This window comes from Paraglaciecola sp. 25GB23A (assembly GCF_040012495.1).
In the GTDB taxonomy this organism is placed as follows: Bacteria; Pseudomonadota; Gammaproteobacteria; order Enterobacterales; family Alteromonadaceae; genus Paraglaciecola.
The window spans coordinates 17,630-37,170 of record NZ_JBDYKM010000031.1 but is presented as its reverse complement, the minus strand read 5'-3'; the positions used below and the strand labels follow the sequence as shown (position 1 = coordinate 37,170).

Sequence of the window (19,541 nt, the reverse complement as noted above, 5' to 3'; positions counted from 1 at the left end):
AAATGACTTTGAACAACAAAACAATGAATTACAGAAAGTAGCTTAACTAAGGTGGTCGTATTAGGTTGACCAGGTCAATCAGTGCACTTTGACGCAAGCTCTGCTCCACTATAATTGATTTGCTGAATTAGTTCCTCATAGCCCTGTTTGAGTAGATTGTTAAAAGCTCTCTGCTGACGAGCATTCTCTTGAACTAATATCGCGTTCTTATTATTGGACTTAGACTTCTTTTTATCCGCTTTTTTTAATCGTTGTTGATTTAGTAATACCAACAGACACTTATTTTTAATATCAAGTTCCTTAACAGCAAGCGCCATCATTCTTCTTAAAGGTGTGCTCTTAGATTTCCATCTTTTTTCATTGAGATAACTTTTGTCTTTATCAAGAGCAACACACAGATCCCTTGAAGAAATCATGTAAGCTCTTTCACCATAAGCTCTTGGCTCTTCTTTAATCAATTGCATTCGCTGTTTAGCTAGATTTTGTAAAGCCTCATACATGTATTGATATTGACCCTTCCATTTGGTAGGAATGTATTCCTCCTGAATTGCGTCACTTATAGTGACATAATTTCTGATATCAAATGAATCATTCATGAGTCAAACTCCTTAAGAAGAATTCTTGCTTTTTTAGCGGGCTTAAAACCAAGTGTATTTGCCAAGGTAGGATTTAGTTTCTGAAGGGCTTCACCGCGTTGTTGGCAAGTAATACCTATTCGTTCTATTTTATTTCTAAATCCCTTATGTACCATTTGGTGGATGCATCCAAAACAAACCTCTGGCTGCATTTTTCTGTCTGTCTCAACCAAGTTTGGGATACCAGTTGCACTATCAGAACAATTTCCTTTTGCCTCCTCACCAATGGGAACAGCACAAATCCCCCATTCCCAAAAAATAAATCGAGAGTAAAGCTCACCTTGTGCCTCAGCGAATTCGTCAAGTGCATCAAGTGATTTAACTTCAATTGAAACAGCTTCATTTAGAATACGTTTTGCAGCAGAACCATACCATGTATCATTAGGATCTTTTTTTATGATCCTTTGTAAAATTTCATGCATGTAACGCGCTTGAGCATCTCTTTGAATATCTTGGGAACGCTTTCCATCAGTGTAGGAATACACCATATCTGGGCTTGAGTGTCTTAAATTCTCACGTATCTGTCCAATGACATCACAATACTTGGGATCTATCCAACGAAGCGCAACATCCACCCAAAAATAACGAGCCTCATGCGGATTTGAATTTGGATGCTTTTCTCCCATTCTAGGGTGCAGTTTCACTAGATGAGATCGATAAAAGTCAGAAAACCAGTTTCTAAGAGACTTATTTATCATCTGTTTTTTCGCTCTGCTGTCAGGCCACGGGTGTTTAAAAGACAATCCATTTTGTTGTCTTGCAAGGTTCAACGCACCTGTTAAAAAACTACCATTTAAAAGAGGACGTGGCTCGTTAGAATCAAGAAAGCTCATCTGTGTAAGAACCTCTGCAGACTCGGCACCAATAGGGTCAACAGAGCGCTCAGCATTGCATCCTTTGTTAACTTTCCATTCTTTTGAACGGTACCACCATGTTCCTTTACTATCTTTAGACCATTGCCCTATTTGGTAACCTGCTATCTCATGCACTCGATTACCAGCCACCAAATGCAACAACATATTGCAGGCTGCTCTGACTAAACGACAGTGATTCGTCAATTCCTTAAAATTCGACCAAGGCAAAACTTTGACATCAGACATACCTAATTCATCAAACTTTTCGCCAAAGGCCTGAAGTGATTTCAGGCTTTCAATTTTAATATTCAGGGAAAAAAAACCAGTTATTTGATATTCTCTAAAGCGTTTCAAACCTAGGAATATTGCATTTCGTCCGTTGCTGGTTAGTGGGCTATGCCGGTAGGCGTTGAAAATGGCAAGAAGTATCCTAGTGTCTCTTGAACGGATGACATCAATGGCCTCTAAAAGGAGTGTGAGACCAATTTCAATTGGAATACATTTGTAAGACTCGTTTGTTACCCAATCCTCATAACTGATACTGTGTGGTTTTAACAATGGTTCCGCAATATCACGTCTTAGATGCTCTGAAATCGGGTATACAAAGCCGTCTGTTATACTACAATTGCTGTAAAAACGATTAGCAGCATTTATGGTAGCTCTAAGTTTTTTTAGAACTCCGGCTAAGGGTTTCTTGTCTTTTCCACGATTATTTTCCAAGACATGACGACATAGCCTAACTATATCGTCCCTGCTAAAACTTGATAATGAAAGTTCAGAAGCTTTACTCGACCACCAGTTGTATATTAGTCTACAAGACCAAAGGTGACCAATTAGACATCCATAACTGGTCACCGCTAAACGATTATCTTTGTCTGCCCAGCCTATTCCACCAGTCACAGCATATAGCATAATCTCTTGTAAAACTTGGCGCTTATTAAGATCGTCAAAATCGGTGAAATCGATGATCTGAAGATTTCTTGACCTATCAGTCTCTTCATGGTATTTCCACCACCTTCCACCAATTTCATTTTTATCCAAAACAATAGGTTCTCTTGAAAAGACCTCAGTTTGCTCTATAAACCGTTCTGTCGCAGATTCTACTTCTTGTGGCTCTTTACTTTTCATTTTTCAACCCCGACCATAATATGCGGTGGTAAAGTTAATTTTTCGTAAAGACTTTTTCCTTGGTCAACAATCCTTTTACTCATTTTATCTAAGATAATTTCTAAAAGCGCATACTCAAGCGCAGCTTCTTCAATTCGTAAATCTGTAGTATCTTTTTTCCCTGCAATTTCTAGATAAGACTTTTGTGCATCTAAAAGAAGCGCAACGGTAATAGGCGTTTCAATAATAATACGACGATTGCCTTTAGTGGCAGCACCAAAATAGTTCAACTGATAACCTTGAATTTCGAGCTCTACGAACAAACGAGATACGCGCTCATCTTCGCTTTCGAAACCCCTTTCAAGTCCTATAGCGTTAGCTACATCATCCGGCAGCAATATTTCATTAGAATCTCTCACTGCTCGGACTTTCTCTGAAAGGATAACCATCAGTTCACCAACCGCGGATGCAAATTCTGCCCTGCGTTTCAATCTATAACGACTTCGATCTCTGTTACGGTAAATAGTTCTAAATACTTCGACAGTGTGGCCATTAGACGTCGCAATAGCATTTTCCTCTATCTCACGAGATATTGCTGACTGACCCGGAATGACGTCTTGAAGTGAGATTCTTGTTTTGCGAATCGCCTCACAATTTAATGTCTTTTCTTCTGTGACGGTCATTTTTTGCTTGAGTTCCTTAATCCGTCGCGCCCGCTCTTCATTTGGAGGATGGTAGGTGTAAAGCATAGAGCACTCATTCTTATACTTACTATATTTATCGCCGTGTATTCTTAACTTCGTTAGCAAAGCTAAAAATCCTATACCTTGTGGAAATTGTTGAAGGAATGACTCTCTGACGTTCGAGCTTTCAAATGTAGCAGCTAGTAAAAAGCGCCATCGGGGTGTTCTAAACAAAAACTTACTCAAATATGATTGTTTTTCAAGCAAACGCCCATTAGCAGTCAACTTCTCTTTAACTTTTATGAAGCCGGATATTGCTTTACCTATATTTGATGTTTTTGATATAGGGTCAGTGTCTTTGCGTTTGGTTTTACTTCGCTGCTTATCATGTTTGAAATACATAGACCTTGAATGGATAATATAGTTACCAATTTGAGCGCGTTGCTGTCCTGACGGTTGCACCGAAAGACTAGCAAGCAGCCACTGTAAACAAACACATTCTGCATCAGTCGGCTCTAAAAGTGATCGTAAATCGCATTGATCAAATTTTAGTAATATCGTATTTAAACTTGTCGGGCGAAAACCTTTATTATTGCCTTTAATACAAAGCTCTAACCAACTGTCTAACTCTAATCGTGTTGCTGGTATTTTGTTGTGAACGTCTGATAAATAGGAGCGGTACTCTTCAAGGCCAAGCAAAAGTCGCTCTTTGAGAGAATTAGAATTACTACGATAAACAGCTTTGAATATTGCGCTACATAAATTCGATGGATTGTTCGAACCCACATTTCTTGCATTTCTACTTTCATACTTGAGCGCGTTAACATCGCCAGAAGTAATTCGGCGAGCATCAGAAAGTGCTTGTTGTACATCTTTACTCTGTAATAATTCATCACGATGAGCTTGCAGTTCAAGCATTGCCCAAGAAGCATAATCTCGAACACCATCAAATAATGAACGGTCATCAGCTAGGTTCTCAAATAATTCTCCCATACCAGCTCGTGCTTTACCTGGTGATCTAGATATACTTGGTATTGCTGAAAATATGCGTCGGACGAGCCACTGTTGATCTGCGTCTAGAGTATCCATAAATCGGGGCTCATCAATGGCGTGCTTTAATGGAATGGCTAGATTATTGATTTGGCATTGCACCGTTCTCTGTAAAACTTTTTGATTAAGCTCATTAACGAAGAGCCTGAATATATCAACAGGAGACTCGCCATCTACAAGGTTATTTATCAAGAAAGTTAAGAAGTTTTGAACAGAGAGTGTTCGGCTATAGGCTGTCACGGCTGATTTATCAGGTCGATCTTGTAGTCCAAATATAATAGCAAGCGCTAAGGGAACATTTTTTAATCTTTCAGATAACTTTATCACTTTCTTTTGAGGCTTTTGGCCAACTGTTACGCAAACTGTTACAATAGCGGATGTTCGAGTAGCAAAAGGAAGTGCAAGCTTTGGCGCTCGCTCATTTAAACTTTGACGATTTTTAATTTTTTTTGTCTTATTGAGGAGACGATTGCTCATTATTTCAGTTTTAGAGTTGTAATCATTCTAATCCTCTTAACTCCTAATGTATGAGTGTTTATCACGCATAACTGTAAACTCGACATAAATATTGAATGTAGTATCACCCTTTGCATGTCCTGCTTGTTGCCTAACGTAATCGAGGTCAAGAGGATTAGAGCCCGCAAGATTAGTTAGGTAGGTGTGCCGTAAAGAATGATAACTGAGAGCACTCTTGTGCTGGTTAGGATCCCCTATTATTTGGTCTAAACTCAGCCACCAACCGCATTTTGAATCTTTTTCTACTGTATGAAGTAAATCTATAATATCTTCTAACGCTACACATCTTAGGGATTTGAACAATTTAGTTGGGTACCTCACTGACATTTTTTCACCCGTGATGGAACTTATTAGAGGACCAGTGCGACCACCTTTGTGTTGGGCACCAAATTGTAGCTTAGCTTGGCTGGACCGCTCCTTAGTTATGAAGTTATATATTTGTTGTCCCAAGTAGTTCGATATATCAAGCTCTTTAGATTTCCCTCCCTTACGAACTAAACGAATCCTGATAGCCTTCTTGATAACTCCGTTTTCCTCAACTTCTTCAAGTTTCGGAAGTAATTGCTCTACATGCAGTTGCATAGCTTCGTTAGCTCTAAAGCCGCCAGAGTAGCCCAGTTCCATGACTAAATAGTCTCTAGATTGCAAAAAAGGGGTGGAATTAATTCCTTTTTGATCGATATTTTTTGTTTCTTTATTCCTATGAGATTGCAGTATCTGTTTTATAATTACTTGGTAAAGATCATACTCTAGGTATTGCGACCGCAGATCAGTCTGAGTTTCCTCTTCAATGTCGCTCATATTGTTAAAGAGGTTTGAATACTGTTTGGAAGTCCATCCGTTCACTTCAGCAGCTCGGTAAAAACTCTGTATCGCGGCTTTAATATTAAGAATACTTGTTTTCTTTAATCCTCTCTCATCGAGCAGCACACTATAAAAGTATCCTTGTACTGTATCTCTGTCGATTGATTGCCAAAAACTGTGATCAATATTGGTTCGTTCATCATTTGACATACCTTCTAAATACTCGTTAAGAAAATCCCGCAAGTTGCTGGCGTACTTATTTCGAGTATTGAAACAAGACTCATCCATCAGCCATAGTGTTGGCGCTGCTAGGCGTTGCCCATCAAGAGTGAAACACGGTGTATTAATACTACCTCTTGCACCTCTTTCAATATCAATCATAACAAAGTCGACACCACGAAAATTAGGTATCAACTTAATAGGCCTTCCCATAGATAACTTCACTTTTTTTAAAATTACATAAGAATATAACTTTAGTACAACATCTGTTGTTATTCGAACTGCTATTTAAGGGATGTTTATGATGGTATTCCCACAAAATAATACGCAACCAAAGTAGTATAGATTTATAATTACAAATAAATCCGGGCACAGGAAAAAGCGGGGATTTACCACCCAGACCAGAGTGTGCAGCTACTTGGCGAGCAAAGGTATTAGGTACACTGCCTAATATTGAACTCAGTTTGATTATCGGGAAATACGCCCAAGCCTATCATCTGCCTGAACATAGGGGGAACTTAACGCAGGCAGTTAAAGGTTGGTTAGACAAACCCAGCGCATTAATTCCCCTGCCTCACCCCAGTCCACGCAACAACATATGGCTTAAACGTAATACTTGGTTTGAAGATAGAATGGTTTTACAACTACAAACACACATCAATAAGTTGTTAGATCAGCATGTCGCAATGGAAGTTAAACGCTAGTTTAAGTGCCTTGAAATTGCTTCAATAAAACGTGGGCCATAACGTTCTAATTTGGTTTGGCCAACCCCAGACACCGCTAAAAAGTCACGACTGGATTGCGGGCATTTAGCTGCCATGTCGGCTAAACTGGCATCACTGAATACCACAAAGGGTGGCACATCATCTTGTTCTGCAATGCTCTTGCGTAAGTGTTTCAGCTTGGCAAATAAGGCCCGATCATAGGCTTGTTCAGCCACCTGTTTCTTTTTACTCAAATCAATTGTCAAGCGTGGCACGGCCAATTCTATATCCTGTGTTTGTCGCAAGATAGGACGGGCAGCCTCGGTCAATTTAAGTACGGAGTGTTGGGTAATATCGACCCGCAGTAAACCGCGGTGGATAAGTTGATTGATGATGTTGTGCCAATAAGCATCACTTTGCTCTTTGCCAATACCGTAAGTACTGAGTTTGTCGTGCTGCAACTCAATAATGCGTTTCAGTTGTTTGCCACGTAATACGTCAATTAAGTATTGACTAGCAACCTGTTGCTCTAAACGCAATACACAGGAAAGCACTTTTAGCGCAACAATGGTGCCGTCAAACGCCTTAGGCGGGTCGAGGCAAATATCACAGTTTTGACATTGCCCGGCTGAATATTCAGCAAAATAATTAAGCAAAATTTGTCGACGACAGGTTTGCGCTTCTCCGAAGGCTTCCATCGCAGCAAATTTTTGTAACTCCACTTCATTGCGTTCTTCATTTTCGCCACTGGCGATCCATTGCCTGATACGGGCTGCATCTTTTTCATCGTATAGTAATAATGCTTCAGCAGGCATGCCGTCGCGTCCTGCTCGACCTATTTCTTGATAATAGGATTCAATGCTTCGCGGCAAATCAAAATGCACCACAAAACGTACGTTAGACTTATCGATACCCATACCAAAAGCTACCGTAGCAACAATAATATCAATCTTGTCTTGGATAAAATCACGTTGAATACTGTCTCGAACGCTCCCTTCTAACCCCGCATGGTAGCCTGCACAATTAACTCCTTGACGGGCCAGTGCTAAAGTTAAGTCATCTACTTTTTTGCGGCTATTGCAATAAATGATGCCACTACCTTCTTGTTGTTTAACAAATTGGATAACTTGCTCGGTAGCTTTGTATTTTGTCACTTGGTTGTAACGGATATTGGGGCGGTCAAAACTGCCTTTAAAAACAAAGGGCTGGTTTAAATTAAGCTGTTGAACGATGTCAGCGCGAGTCGCTAAATCGGCGGTAGCCGTTAAACCAAGCATAGGAACATGGGGGAACTGGTTTTTTAGTTGGCCTAATAAGCGATAATCTTTACGAAAATCATGTCCCCAATGTGAAACACAATGTGCTTCATCCACAGCAATTAAACTAATATCAAGATGATGTAATCGCTCGATAAAATCTAACTTCATCAAACGTTCTGGTGCAACGTAGACTAACTTAAGACGCCCTTCCTGCATTGCCCGAAATACTTGCACTAATTGCTCTGAGCTCAGATTAGAATTGATATAGGCGGCCTCAACACCATAAGCATTTAAAGCATCAACTTGGTCTTTCATTAGCGAAATGAGAGGTGATACAACAATACTGAGACCAGGCAACACTAAGGCAGGAATTTGATAACATAAGGATTTCCCCCCACCCGTTGGCATCAGCACCAAGGTATCCCTTTGCGCCAAAACCTGTTCAATAACTTCAGCTTGCCCCGGTCTAAACTCAGGATAACCAAAGATATTGTTAAGTAGGGCAGTCGCTTGTTGCATCAAAGGTGTAGGGGCAGTCAAAAATCAGCTCGTCATCAAAAATTCAAGCTCGCAAGTCTAAAGGTTTTTTACCTAGGCTTCACGGGCTTCACCATAAAAATTTACTTTTTTACCGCGCAGAGCAAATGAAAGCGGAATATGCTGAGAAAACCAGCAAGCTACGCTTGCAATAAACGACTACCAGAGTAAGGGCAGTGCGCCAGCAGATGCGACTTACTTAGTTTAATTGTGCTGCTACATTACACAATGAGATATTTCACGATACTATTGTTTATGGATAGCCAACACTTAGCAAGATGAGCCATTGATGGACGACTTAATCAGACAGTTTGTATTACTTTGGGCAGTTATCGATCCTATAGGTACTATTCCGGTGTTTATCGCTGTAACAATTGGTATGAGTGGTCCTTTAGTCCGTAAAATAGCGGTTAAAGCCACCTTAGTTGCCGCCCTAGTGCTTATATCTTTTGTGTTGGTCGGTGAATATTTATTAGATGCCATGCAAATCCCCTTGTCGGCGTTTCAAATTGCCGGTGGCATTATTTTGTTTTTGTTTGCACTGACGATGATTTTTGGTGAAAGTAAACCAGAAACTGAGTTGCACTTAGTCGATCGCAATCTCCATAAATATGTATTCCCTCTTGCTATCCCCTCTATTGCGTCGCCAGGTGCTATGATGGCGGCGGTATTACTGACAGATAATCACCGGTTTTCTTGGGTCCACCAGGGAGTTACTACCCTCATTATTTTGACCGTATTACTTATTACCCTTATTTTCATGCTATTGGCCAGTCGCATTCTTAATGTCATTGGTGATGCCGGTGCCAGTGTGGTCAGCCGCGTCATGGGAATGATCTTAGCTTCAATTGCTGTAAGTGCCGTTTTAAATGGCATCAGTATTTTCTTTAATTTAAGTGTTGGAACCTAAACATGAGTCCTGCAATACACAACGTAGCAACTTACATTACCCAGTTTTTTAATGAAAACATGCCTTTTAATCAATTATTAGGTCTTAAGGTCAGTCATCTTGATGATTTTCAGGCTGAGATAAGACTTGATTGGCATGACAAACTGATGGGCAACCCCATTCACAAAATACTCCACGGTGGTGTCACTGCAGCCATTTTAGATACCGTTGGCAGTGTTGCCGCGTTATTGCATGGTGTTAAAAATTTAAGCAGCGAAGAAGATATCACGGCCTTTTACGCCCAATTACCCAATGGTGGTACTTTGGATATGCGAGTGGATTATTTGCGCCCGGGTAAGGGAGAACAATTCATTGCCACCGCACAAGTTATTCGTAGAGGTAAAAAAGTAGCCGTGTGTCGAATGGATTTACACAACGAATCTGGACGCCATATTGCCACAGGCACAGCAACTTATATTATTTGATTTCATAAAGTTATCGACATGATACTCAAAAATTACTAATATAATTTTTAGATGGAATAATTTATTAACATTTGCTGTGGTGATTCTAGTCGGGTAATTTTTATTGGCCTTACTTTAAACTAATGTCCGATCGTATTGCCGATAATAACAAGCATTAAATTGCACTAAAAACAGGAACTAAAGATGGATATCTATTCTATCATCCCTCCCATCGTCGCTATTGTGGTGGTCTTTTGGAAAAAAGAGGTCATCCTCGCGTTATTTTTAGCTATCTTGAGTGCTGAATTTATTAGTCTTTTTGCCGCACCAGACACGTCTTTGTGGCTGACCCCCATCAATACCATTGAACAAATTGTCAACATCGTCAGTGATCCTGGTAATGCCCGAGTACTGCTTTTTAGTTTGTTAGTTGGCGCTTTGCTAGCTTTTATTCGTGACTCAGGTGGTGTTGCTGCTACTGTAAATTTGCTTGTTAGCAAAGGCATAGCAAAAAGCAAAAGACAGGTGGGTGCACTAACCATGTTTACCGGCATTGCGGTGTTTATCGAGTCTAATTTAAGCGTATTAACCGCAGGCATACTGGCTAGAGGATTATTTGATAAATACAAAATGAGTCGAGCGCGCTTGGCTTATATCATCGACAGCACAAGTGCTCCGGTGTGTATCCTTATACTGCTTAATGGTTGGGGGGCACTTGTCATCGGCTTATTGAGCAATTATGACTTGGCAGAGGAGACACCAGTTAGTATTTTGGTTGGCACTATTCCATTAAATTTTTATGCCATCATTACCTTAGTTGTAGTTGCCTACACCATTACTAAAGACAAAGTACATGGGCCGATGCGAGAGGCAGAGAAAGAATGCAAAACATCAAATCATGAGCTGGAGAGTACTGCTGCCACTAAAGCGCGTTTTATGTTGCTTCCCTTGGCTGTGATGATCTTTGGAATGATAGCCTTTATGTTGTGGACCGGGCAGGGTAACTTAATTCAAGGTAGTGGCACAAAATCTGTGCTTTATTCAACTTTTTTAGCCTGTGTTGTGGCTTATTTATTATTAGTATGGCACAAGCGGTTTACCCATCATGAGGTCGTGCAGTTAGGCTTCAAAGGTATTGGTGAGTTATTGCCCGTGGTCACCATCGTATTGCTATCACTGACCTTAGGCGCTAGTTTAAAAACCCTCGGGACTGGCGTGTTTGTTGCCGGACTGGTTGGTGATTACTTACCCTTAATTTTGGTCGCGCCAATGCTATTTATTGCCGGTGGTATTATGTCGTTCACCACGGGTACCTCTTGGGGCACCTTTGCTATTTTAGTCCCTATTGGAGTGCCCTTAATACAAACCCTAGGCTTACCACCTTCTTTAGTAATAGCGGCGATTTTAGGTGGTGGTGTATTTGGCGATCATTGTTCGCCAATCTCTGATACCACCGCGATTTCTTCTATTGCAGCTGGCTGTGACCTGCTAACTCATGTCAAAACCCAAATGCCTTATGCATTGTTTGCCGGCGCCTTAAGTATTGTCGCTTACATCCTTGCCAGTATTGTGATGATTGGCTAATTCACTTTCAGAGCCTCGCCAGTGGTTCTAATCACCACGGGCGAGGCTCTGTTAGCTATTGGTTAAGTGAATAGAGAACCGCTTCCACAAGTTCTAAATTATAAATGTCTCGTGTCTACTCGGCCCCGCGCACGCGGAATCTTGTCTCATTGCTCGCGGCTCGCGGCTCGTAGCTCGTAGCTCGCAGCTCGCAGCTCGCAGCTCGTTTCCAATAATAGTTATTTCTTTGTATACAATAATTAATGAATAATATATTCTTAGATTATTGATTGTTAATTGAAAGAGCTTCCGATGCTAGAACAGTACACAGGCTTAGATTGGCTGGTATTTGCAACTTATGGCTTTGTGTTATTGGCTTCTGGTTGGTTGTTTAATCGCAAATCGGCTAACAGCCAAGATTACTTTCTGGGTGGAAATTCCATGCCTGTATGGGTTGTCGCTATTTCAGTATTAGCCACATCTCAATCTGCTGCGACCTTTCTAGGTGGACCAGATCAAGGCTACCGAGGCGATTTTTCCTACCTTACCTCAAATATTGGGGCCTTTATTGCCGCACTGTTTGTATCGTATTTTCTGATACCACGTTTTTACCAACTTAAAGTCTACACCGTATATGAACTATTAGAGCAACGCTTTGGGGCGAAAGCCAAGCGACATGCCGGGTTAATGTATTTATTTGGTCGAGTATTTGCCAGTGGGGCGCGTTTGTATATGGCAGCGATTGCCATCTCAATGATTCTATTTGGCGACATTGCTGCCACGCATGTGGTTATCTCGGTATTAATTATTGCCAGTTGTGGTTTGTTATATACCGTTTATGGCGGTATTCGCTCTGTCATTTATAGCGACGTATTGCAATGCGCCATCTATGTTGGCGCCGCTATGGCAGTGGTTTATTTTCTGTATGCTGCTATCCCCGCTGATTTCAGTACTATTGTAAAAGCCCTATCCGAACCGAGCCCGGGAGCAGAGTCTAAGCTCACATTTTTCCATTTTGATCTCGATTTTAGCTCTAAGGGCGTATTTAATTTTTGGTCTGTTATCACCGGCTTTGTATTGCTCAATATTGCTGCTTTTGGTTTAGACCAAGATATGACGCAGAGGGTACTGACCTGCAAAAATGCACGCGAAGGCAGTAAGGCCATGCTGTATTCAGTGCTGATGGTGATTCCAGTGATGCTGATATTTATCTCTATTGGCTTATTGTTGTTTATCTTTTACGACCGGCCCGACATCATGAACAATGGCATAGCCGGCGCCATAGTGCCAAGTTTTAAAGGCGAATCAGTCACCATCTTTATGTATTATGTACTGAATGAAATACCAGCAGGCATAAAAGCATTGGTTACTGTAGGTATTATCGCCGCAGCGTTATCCACTTTAAACTCAGGTTTAAATTCTATGTCGTCGGTCATTGTGCAAGATCTATATCGACCTTGGGTAGTGCGTCGTAAATATAAGGTGAGTGATCTTCATTACGTAAAAGCGGGTAGAATAGGCATGTTTGTGGTTGCACTCGCGCTCAGTGCCATGGCTTGTTTGTGTTATTTCTGGCAACAACACTCAGATATGCCACTTTTGCAATTTGCCCTTAGCGTGATGGTGTTTTCATATAGTGGCCTATTAGGTGTTTATTTTACGGTTTTGTTTACACAACGCGGCAATCAAACAAGCGTATTAGCGGCCCTGCTAGGTGGCTTTTTACTCACTTTATTTTTTCAGCCTTATGTGATGGCACTTATCTTACCCACAACCTGGTTGTTTGATCTGGGTTTTACCTGGCAACTGTGTATTGGCAGTGCGCTTGCCTTTATAATTTGTAGTAGTGGTGTAAACCAAAGCGAGCAAACAGAAATAGTACAAGATAACTAACGCAATTTGGTATATAAAACACACCAAAAATGCTTCTGTACATTAATCAAAAAGAAACGTGAATATTAACATGACCCGAAACCCTCTTTTAAACGAGCTCCATTCAATTTTGTCAGAGACACGCAACAGCAGCACGTTAGATATTGATTTGTTGTCAACTGCTGCAATCCTGAACTTAATTAATGAAGAAGATCAGAAGGTCGCACTAGCAATCAAACCCGCTCTACCCAATATCACCCAAGCCGTCGACTGCATAGTCGAAGCCTTCCAAAATAAAGGCAGGTTGATCTATATTGGTGCCGGTACCAGCGGTCGTTTAGGTATTCTTGATGCTGTTGAATGCATGCCAACCTTTAGTGTCACTGAAGACATGGTAGTGGGCATCATTGCTGGCGGAGAAAGAGCCATTAAACGGGCAGTAGAGGGCGCTGAAGACAATCAAGAAGCCGCGGTTACCGATTTGAGCGCGATAAACTTAAATGCTAATGACGTGGTAGTAGGGATCGCCGCCAGTGGACGCACACCTTATGTTATTTCTGCGCTTAGGTACGCCAGAGTCGTTGGCGCTAAGTCAGTATCAGTCAGTTGCAATCCTAACTCGGCGATTGCCAAACAAGCAGATATTGAAATTTGTGCCGCGGTAGGACCTGAGGTTTTAACCGGCTCAACTCGCATGAAATCGGGTACAGCGCAAAAGCTGATCTTAAATATGTTAAGTACAGCCAGCATGATAAGGATTGGCAAAACCTACCAAAACCTAATGGTTGACGTCAGTGCCAGCAATGCCAAACTTTATGCAAGAGCCTTATTAATTGTCATGCAAGCCACTGATTGTGATGAAGAAACCGCGACACTGGCTTTAAAAGAAGCCGATAATGAAGCCAAATTAGCCATTTTAATGATATTGACTGGCACCAGCCCAAATTACGCAAGCGAACTATTACAGCAGCATCACGGCTTTTTACGCAAAGCGGTCCAGAGCCAAACGAAATAAACCATGACTTTGCCCTGTTCGCTAAAAGCCGCATTATTTACTTGTATTTTTTTCGTGACCGCGTGCACCAGTCTTCAGGCCCCAAAAGTTAAGCAAGTTAATGGAACCATACAAGTAGGAGCTCAGCAGGGAGAGTTATATTTGCCCCTGCTGCAAAACAAAAAAGTCGCCTTGGTGGTTAACCAATCATCGCGAGTCAATAATCAGCATTTACTTGATTATTTGCTGTCACAACAAATCAATGTGGTACGCATTTTTGCTCCTGAGCATGGTTTTAGAGGCGATCATGATGCCGGTGCTCATGTCCTAAATACTATCGACCCGATTACAGGCATTGCCATTACCTCTATCTATGGTAACAACAAAAAGCCAGAGAAATCTGTAATGGATGAGGTGGATGTGGTCATTTTCGACATTCAAGATGTGGGGGTCAGGTTCTATACTTTTATCAGCTCGATGCATTACATGATGGAAGCTGCAGCCGAATCTGACACACAGTTTATCGTTTTCGATCGACCCAATCCCAACGGAAAATTTGTCGATGGTCCGATACTAGCACCCAAATTTCGCTCCTTCGTTGGCATGCACCCCATACCCGTGCTCCACGGTATGACCTTGGCCGAATTAGCCCTGATGATTAAGGGCGAAGGATGGATAAATAAGGCTGCTTCCTTAGAGCTCATCACCATTGCTAATAACAATTACCGTCGCGAGCTACCTTATTCACTGCCAGTGGCGCCCAGTCCTAATTTACCCAATAGCCAAGCTATTCAGCTATACCCTTCACTATGCTTTTTTGAAGCTACCCCTGTCAGTATTGGCCGAGGTACTGATTTTCCTTTTCAAGTAATAGGTCATGACATTATTTCAATGGGTGATTTTGAATTTACCCCCGTATCTAAACCGGGTAGTGCTGCGCATCCGAAACTTGAAAACCAAGTCTTATTTGGTACAGACTTACGCCAAAGTAGCATTGAAGGTCTGGACTTAACTGTATTTATTCAGGTTTACCAACAATTCAAACATGCCGGTTATGGTTTTTTTGAACGGGCAGATTTTATGGATAAATTGGCCGGCACCGACAAACTGCGTTTAGCTATCGAACAAGGGCAAAGTGCAGAACAAATAACAGCGTCATGGCACACTGACTTACAGGCCTTTAAACAGCTGCGCCGACCTTATTTACTCTATCCAGACTATTAAGACATTCGTCTAAACTCAGCGACTACAGCATTGGTTTTTTCTAAGGTTTGACGACCTTGACGGGACGATTGGGTGATCGCAATAAACAGGATATCAATAATAAACTCTTGCGCAGTACGTGCCAATATTGACGATAAACGCGCAGACTCTTCATCCGCGATAGAATATAGCTTTACGTCAGCCATATCTGAAATCAGATTACTTCCATAACGGGTAATAGAAATAACTTTACACTGATTTTTTTTGGCTTGGCTTACTACATTGACAATCTCTTTGGTACTGCCAGATTCACTAATTGCAAAGACTAAATCATTGTCAGACAAGGTCGCCGCAAAAGCCAGTTGGGCGTGAGCATCGGGCTCTTCTATAGCCAGAATACCGAGTTTTTGTAATTTATATGAAAAATCTTTACCCACCAAAGCCGAACCACCCAAACCACAAATCAAAATACGTTTAGCCGACTTTAATAAAGCTACTGCCGCTAAAAACGCTTTTTCATCATTCAATTTTTGGGTTTCATTCAACACCGACACTTTACTGCTCAATAATTTGTCTGACATTTGACTAAAACTGTCATTAATCGTTATTTTGCCATGCAAAGTACTATTGGTCGGCACGGTATTAACCGCATCAATAATCCCTAGTTTAAAAGCAGGATAGCCTTTGTAACCGAGTTTCTGGGCAAACTTGACCACGCTCGATTGACTGACACCCACCACATTAGCCAGTTCTTGCGACGACAGTTCGCGAATGGCATTCGATGAATCTAAGGCAAATTTAGCTAGCTTCAACTCGCTACTCGATAAAGAGCCCCTTAAGGCTTTAATTTTAGTAAATGTAGACATTAAAACTCATAAAATATTTTGGTAAACAACTAAAGCCAAGTGTAACCCAAGGGAGCTTGATTAATAAATGAAAATAAACTGCAATGGGCTTTTTAGGCCAACTTACACCATCACTTAGCATAGTTAGAAACAATACTATTTCCATTATGCTATCTTTTTGGAATTTTTTAGTTAGCTGTAAATTTATATTTATTCACAGCAAACAAAGAGTAATAATTTACTCAGATTTATACTTTCCAAAATAGTTGTTTTCTATAAAGCCAGTGCATACACACATAAGACAAGACTAAAAAACTTAGAGCAAACATCAAAGAGCCATTTAAAGCCCCAAACCAGGAACGAAAAATATGTTCAAACAACCAGGCTTTAATTGATATATCACCCACCGGCCACATAATCATTAAACGCCCAAGCACACCGGCAAACATAAAAAAGGCGATACTATTAGCACCAAAAACCAGAAAAGGTGCACTGCACAACATGGCTTTTTTATTGGGCAGAATAAAAGTCAAGCCCGCTAACATTAGACACGCATACCCGCTCGATAACAGCACATAACTTGAAGTCCATAGCGCTTTATTGATAGGCAAATAAATGCTCCACAACTCACCCAGCAATACACCGATACCACCTAGCACAACAAGTAACATGGTCATATCACGCTTATTTAACGAAGTTTGAGTGAGTAGTTTACCTACCAGCACGCCAGAAATGCCAGTAGCAACAGCAGGCAGGGTAGAGAGTATGCCTTCTGGATCAAAAGCAAAGGGCGATGCGGCTGAATAATAAAGATGGGGGGCACCAAATAGCCATGAATCGAGCCATGCGCTAACATTATTGCCAAACTCAAGTAGACCACGATATTCATTGCCCATACTGTCATGGTAAGGAATATTTGTTAGTGCTAACCAATACAGCAGTAATACACCAACAAAACTCAGCAATAGTACGCGTTTTGAAAGAAACAACCACAATAAAACACAGACTAAATAGACCAAAGCTATACGCTGCAGTACGCCCATAAAACGCATGTTCATGAATCGCTGTGCAAACCAGTTGTAGTGCTCTGCGCCAAAATCATAATAAAACAAGGCTAAAAACCAACCGAGTAAAAAAAGTTTAACTGTTCGCAGCAAAGCGTGTTTTAGTATCAGTGAACGACTCATGCCACTAGCTAATACACGCTCACCCGAGAGCTGAATCGATACACCAACTATAAAGATAAAAAAGGGAAAAATAAGGTCAGTTAACGTCCAACCATGCCACTCAGCATGCCGCATAGGCGGATAGATATACTGCCAACTACCGGGGTTATTGACCAGAATCATAGCGGTAATGGTGATGCCACGAAAGATATCTAAGGCCAGCATTCGATTCTCCTGCTGCTGGTGCAAAATCCGTTGACAATGGGATACCAATACTCGGACTAACATTACAGTGTAGTCTTATAAATCGACTGAAACCGGCAAGCTACCGGTTGCCACTTTTTGCCCCGTAATCACATCAGCTAGGGCATTATAGATAGCCCCCTCATACTGGGTGATTAATCGTCCATAATCGTCCATATACTCCGTTTTATTCAAATTATAGGCAAAGCTTGCCAAGATAAGGTCTGCATAATCAGCAAATAACCTTGCATTGTAGGGGGTACGCAAGCTGATAAAAATCGTGGTTTTACCTTTGGCTTTGGCTGCTTGTAAGAGGCTCAATTGTTGGGTTATTTGCAACTCTTTGGGCGCTCGTTCGCGCCAAGATTGAATATCATCCATGCCACCTAACTCTGCTAAACTTTGATCTGGTGAGATATCTGCTGCAATCAATACATCTGCTTGTTCAATTAAATCACGGTTGGCGACCGTCGTACTGTTAGCCAAACTACTGCAGCTAATATGCACAGTGGGAAATCGTGTTTTAAGTGCGAACGTCAGGGCCATGCACTTAGTGTTATCAGGCATACTTAAATGAATATTTTTTACTTTGTTGCCAATAGGCAGTACACCATTATTTTTGATTTGTACGATAGCACTATCGGCGAGTGCTTGTTCCACTTGGCGATGCTGTTTTATGCCGAGGGTATTTTGCGCTTGTGCAATCGCCTGTTCCAATGGTAACGAAAAGGTCTTTGCAAGATGATACTGACTTTTTGAGTGTTCAATTCGCTGCGCCGACTCAAGTAACTCTTGTCTATTTAAACGACCCTTATGTACTGCTTTTACCACCTCATCAATTAACTTTTCAACATTCTCAATATCGTCGGGACTGCGGATTGTAATAGGCATTAAAGCAATATCAGCCCCTGCACTAAACGTTTGAATCACCGCTTCACTTTGATCAAAGTAGTGGGCAATGCCTGCCATATCGAGGGCATCCGTCACAATAACACCTTTAAAACCCATTTTGTTACGCAACAACTCTGTCAATATTTTGCGTGACATGGTCGCAGGCAAAATAATGGTGTCGCCCTCTTTGGTGGTAAATTCGGTATTATCTAGCTGCGGGTATTGAATATGCGCCGTCATGATCATCGCTGGAGCATCGTGATCGATAGCATATTGAAAGGGCAACAAATCAGAGTTTTCAATTTGTTGCATGCCATGCTCAACCCTAGGCAAACCGGTATGGCTATCAACACTGGTATCACCGTGTCCAGGGAAATGCTTCAAGGTCGCCATCATCCCTTGACCTTGCATAGCAGCCATTTGTGCGCTGCCTAGTTCTGCGACGATTTGCGCATCTTCACCGTAAGAGCGCACATTAATCACGGGGTTAAGCGGGTTAACATTTACATCAACCGTTGGAGCAAAATTCAGGTTAAAACCTAAAGATAGAAGCTCTTTTGCAATTATTTCACCGCTTAGTCGGGCAAAATAGTCGCCATGTTGGGCATAAGTGGCACCAATGGCCATATTACCCGCAAACGATGTCGCTAGGTTTTGCGGGATACGGACTACCCGCCCACCTTCTTGATCGATAGCAATAAACAAAGGCGAGTGCCCCCCTCTTTGTGCGGCTTGTTGTAGCGCATAATTCAAGCGCAACATTTGCTCGGTGTTTTGCAAGTTGTCAGCAAACAATACTACACCACCAATACCTGAATCACTGATCATCTGACTTAATTCTTCTGGCAGTTCAGTAAGGGGTTTGCGACATCTTTGCTCAACTGCTTGGTCAGCACAAAAATAACGTAAATCCAGCATTAATTTTTGTGCAACAAGCAGACGCAATTGCGGATCTGCTGGAGGTTTAACCGCACATGAGACGATTGTTAACAATACCAATATACCCAAAACCTTGTTCTTTAAAAACACTATCATCCCCAAAA

General features: G+C 41.4%; 15 protein-coding genes. 7 read left to right on the top strand and 8 right to left on the bottom strand.

Annotated features, from left to right (window positions below; translation table 11 throughout):
- Positions 1-74 precede the first annotated feature (74 nt).
- The 4 genes from ABKW31_RS21205 to ABKW31_RS21190 are packed head-to-tail and all read right to left on the bottom strand — an operon-like array spanning position 75 to position 6,030.
- A complete protein-coding gene (locus tag ABKW31_RS21205) occupies positions 75-596 on the bottom strand; it encodes a hypothetical protein (RefSeq protein WP_348618648.1) in 522 nt (173 codons plus the stop codon).
- The gene (locus ABKW31_RS21200; protein ID WP_348618647.1) at positions 593-2,617 is read right to left on the bottom strand and encodes a hypothetical protein; all 2,025 of its coding nucleotides are present in this window, start codon (positions 2,615-2,617) and stop codon (positions 593-595) included. Before ABKW31_RS21200 ends, ABKW31_RS21205 begins: the two co-directional genes overlap by 4 nt.
- Positions 2,614-4,806, bottom strand: a complete 2,193-nt coding sequence (locus ABKW31_RS21195) for a hypothetical protein (protein WP_348618646.1) — start codon at positions 4,804-4,806, stop codon at positions 2,614-2,616. Before ABKW31_RS21195 ends, ABKW31_RS21200 begins: the two co-directional genes overlap by 4 nt.
- A gap of 36 nt (positions 4,807-4,842) precedes the next feature.
- The gene (locus tag ABKW31_RS21190) at positions 4,843-6,030 is read right to left on the bottom strand and encodes a site-specific integrase (RefSeq protein WP_348618644.1); all 1,188 of its coding nucleotides are present in this window, start codon (positions 6,028-6,030) and stop codon (positions 4,843-4,845) included.
- Between the two features lie 197 nt (positions 6,031-6,227).
- On the opposite strand from ABKW31_RS21190, the gene ABKW31_RS21185 reads away from it, so the two are divergent.
- Positions 6,228-6,572, top strand: a complete 345-nt coding sequence (locus ABKW31_RS21185) for a uracil-DNA glycosylase family protein (RefSeq protein WP_348618651.1) — start codon at positions 6,228-6,230, stop codon at positions 6,570-6,572.
- On the opposite strand, the gene recQ is transcribed toward ABKW31_RS21185, so the two are convergent.
- Complete coding sequence (gene recQ / locus ABKW31_RS21180; RefSeq protein ID WP_348618650.1) at positions 6,569-8,350, bottom strand: DNA helicase RecQ; 1,782 nt, start codon at positions 8,348-8,350, stop codon at positions 6,569-6,571. The two genes, ABKW31_RS21185 and recQ, sit on opposite strands and share 4 nt — an antisense overlap.
- A 307-nt stretch (positions 8,351-8,657) precedes the next feature.
- On the opposite strand from recQ, the gene ABKW31_RS21175 reads away from it, so the two are divergent.
- From ABKW31_RS21175 to ABKW31_RS21150, 6 genes are all read left to right on the top strand, one after another.
- Positions 8,658-9,278, top strand: a complete 621-nt coding sequence (locus ABKW31_RS21175) for a MarC family protein (protein ID WP_348618642.1) — start codon at positions 8,658-8,660, stop codon at positions 9,276-9,278.
- A 2-nt stretch (positions 9,279-9,280) separates the two neighbouring features.
- Positions 9,281-9,742, top strand: a complete 462-nt coding sequence (locus ABKW31_RS21170) for a thioesterase family protein (protein ID WP_348618641.1) — start codon at positions 9,281-9,283, stop codon at positions 9,740-9,742.
- A 183-nt stretch (positions 9,743-9,925) separates the two neighbouring features.
- Positions 9,926-11,305 carry a Na+/H+ antiporter NhaC family protein gene (locus ABKW31_RS21165; RefSeq protein ID WP_348618639.1) on the top strand — a complete coding sequence of 460 codons (1,380 nt, stop codon included), beginning with the start codon at positions 9,926-9,928 and terminating at the stop codon, positions 11,303-11,305.
- 291 nt (positions 11,306-11,596) lie between these two features.
- Complete coding sequence (locus ABKW31_RS21160) at positions 11,597-13,177, top strand: sodium:solute symporter (RefSeq protein ID WP_348618637.1); 1,581 nt, start codon at positions 11,597-11,599, stop codon at positions 13,175-13,177.
- Between the two features lie 70 nt (positions 13,178-13,247).
- On the top strand, positions 13,248-14,171 hold the full coding sequence (murQ, locus tag ABKW31_RS21155) for an N-acetylmuramic acid 6-phosphate etherase (protein ID WP_348618636.1): 924 nt from the start codon (positions 13,248-13,250) through the stop codon (positions 14,169-14,171).
- 3 nt (positions 14,172-14,174) lie between these two features.
- The gene (locus ABKW31_RS21150) at positions 14,175-15,374 is read left to right on the top strand and encodes a DUF1343 domain-containing protein (protein WP_348618634.1); all 1,200 of its coding nucleotides are present in this window, start codon (positions 14,175-14,177) and stop codon (positions 15,372-15,374) included.
- Here ABKW31_RS21150 and ABKW31_RS21145 read toward each other — a convergent pair.
- The 3 genes from ABKW31_RS21145 to ABKW31_RS21135 all read right to left on the bottom strand — a co-directional run bounded on the left by ABKW31_RS21145 (position 15,371) and on the right by ABKW31_RS21135 (position 19,533).
- On the bottom strand, positions 15,371-16,219 hold the full coding sequence (locus ABKW31_RS21145) for an SIS domain-containing protein (protein ID WP_348618633.1): 849 nt from the start codon (positions 16,217-16,219) through the stop codon (positions 15,371-15,373). The two genes, ABKW31_RS21150 and ABKW31_RS21145, sit on opposite strands and share 4 nt — an antisense overlap.
- Before the next feature lie 227 nt (positions 16,220-16,446).
- Positions 16,447-17,589 carry a DUF5009 domain-containing protein gene (locus ABKW31_RS21140; RefSeq protein WP_348618631.1) on the bottom strand — a complete coding sequence of 381 codons (1,143 nt, stop codon included), beginning with the start codon at positions 17,587-17,589 and terminating at the stop codon, positions 16,447-16,449.
- A gap of 75 nt (positions 17,590-17,664) precedes the next feature.
- A complete protein-coding gene (locus ABKW31_RS21135) occupies positions 17,665-19,533 on the bottom strand; it encodes a glycoside hydrolase family 3 protein (protein WP_348618649.1) in 1,869 nt (622 codons plus the stop codon).
- Positions 19,534-19,541 lie beyond the last annotated feature (8 nt).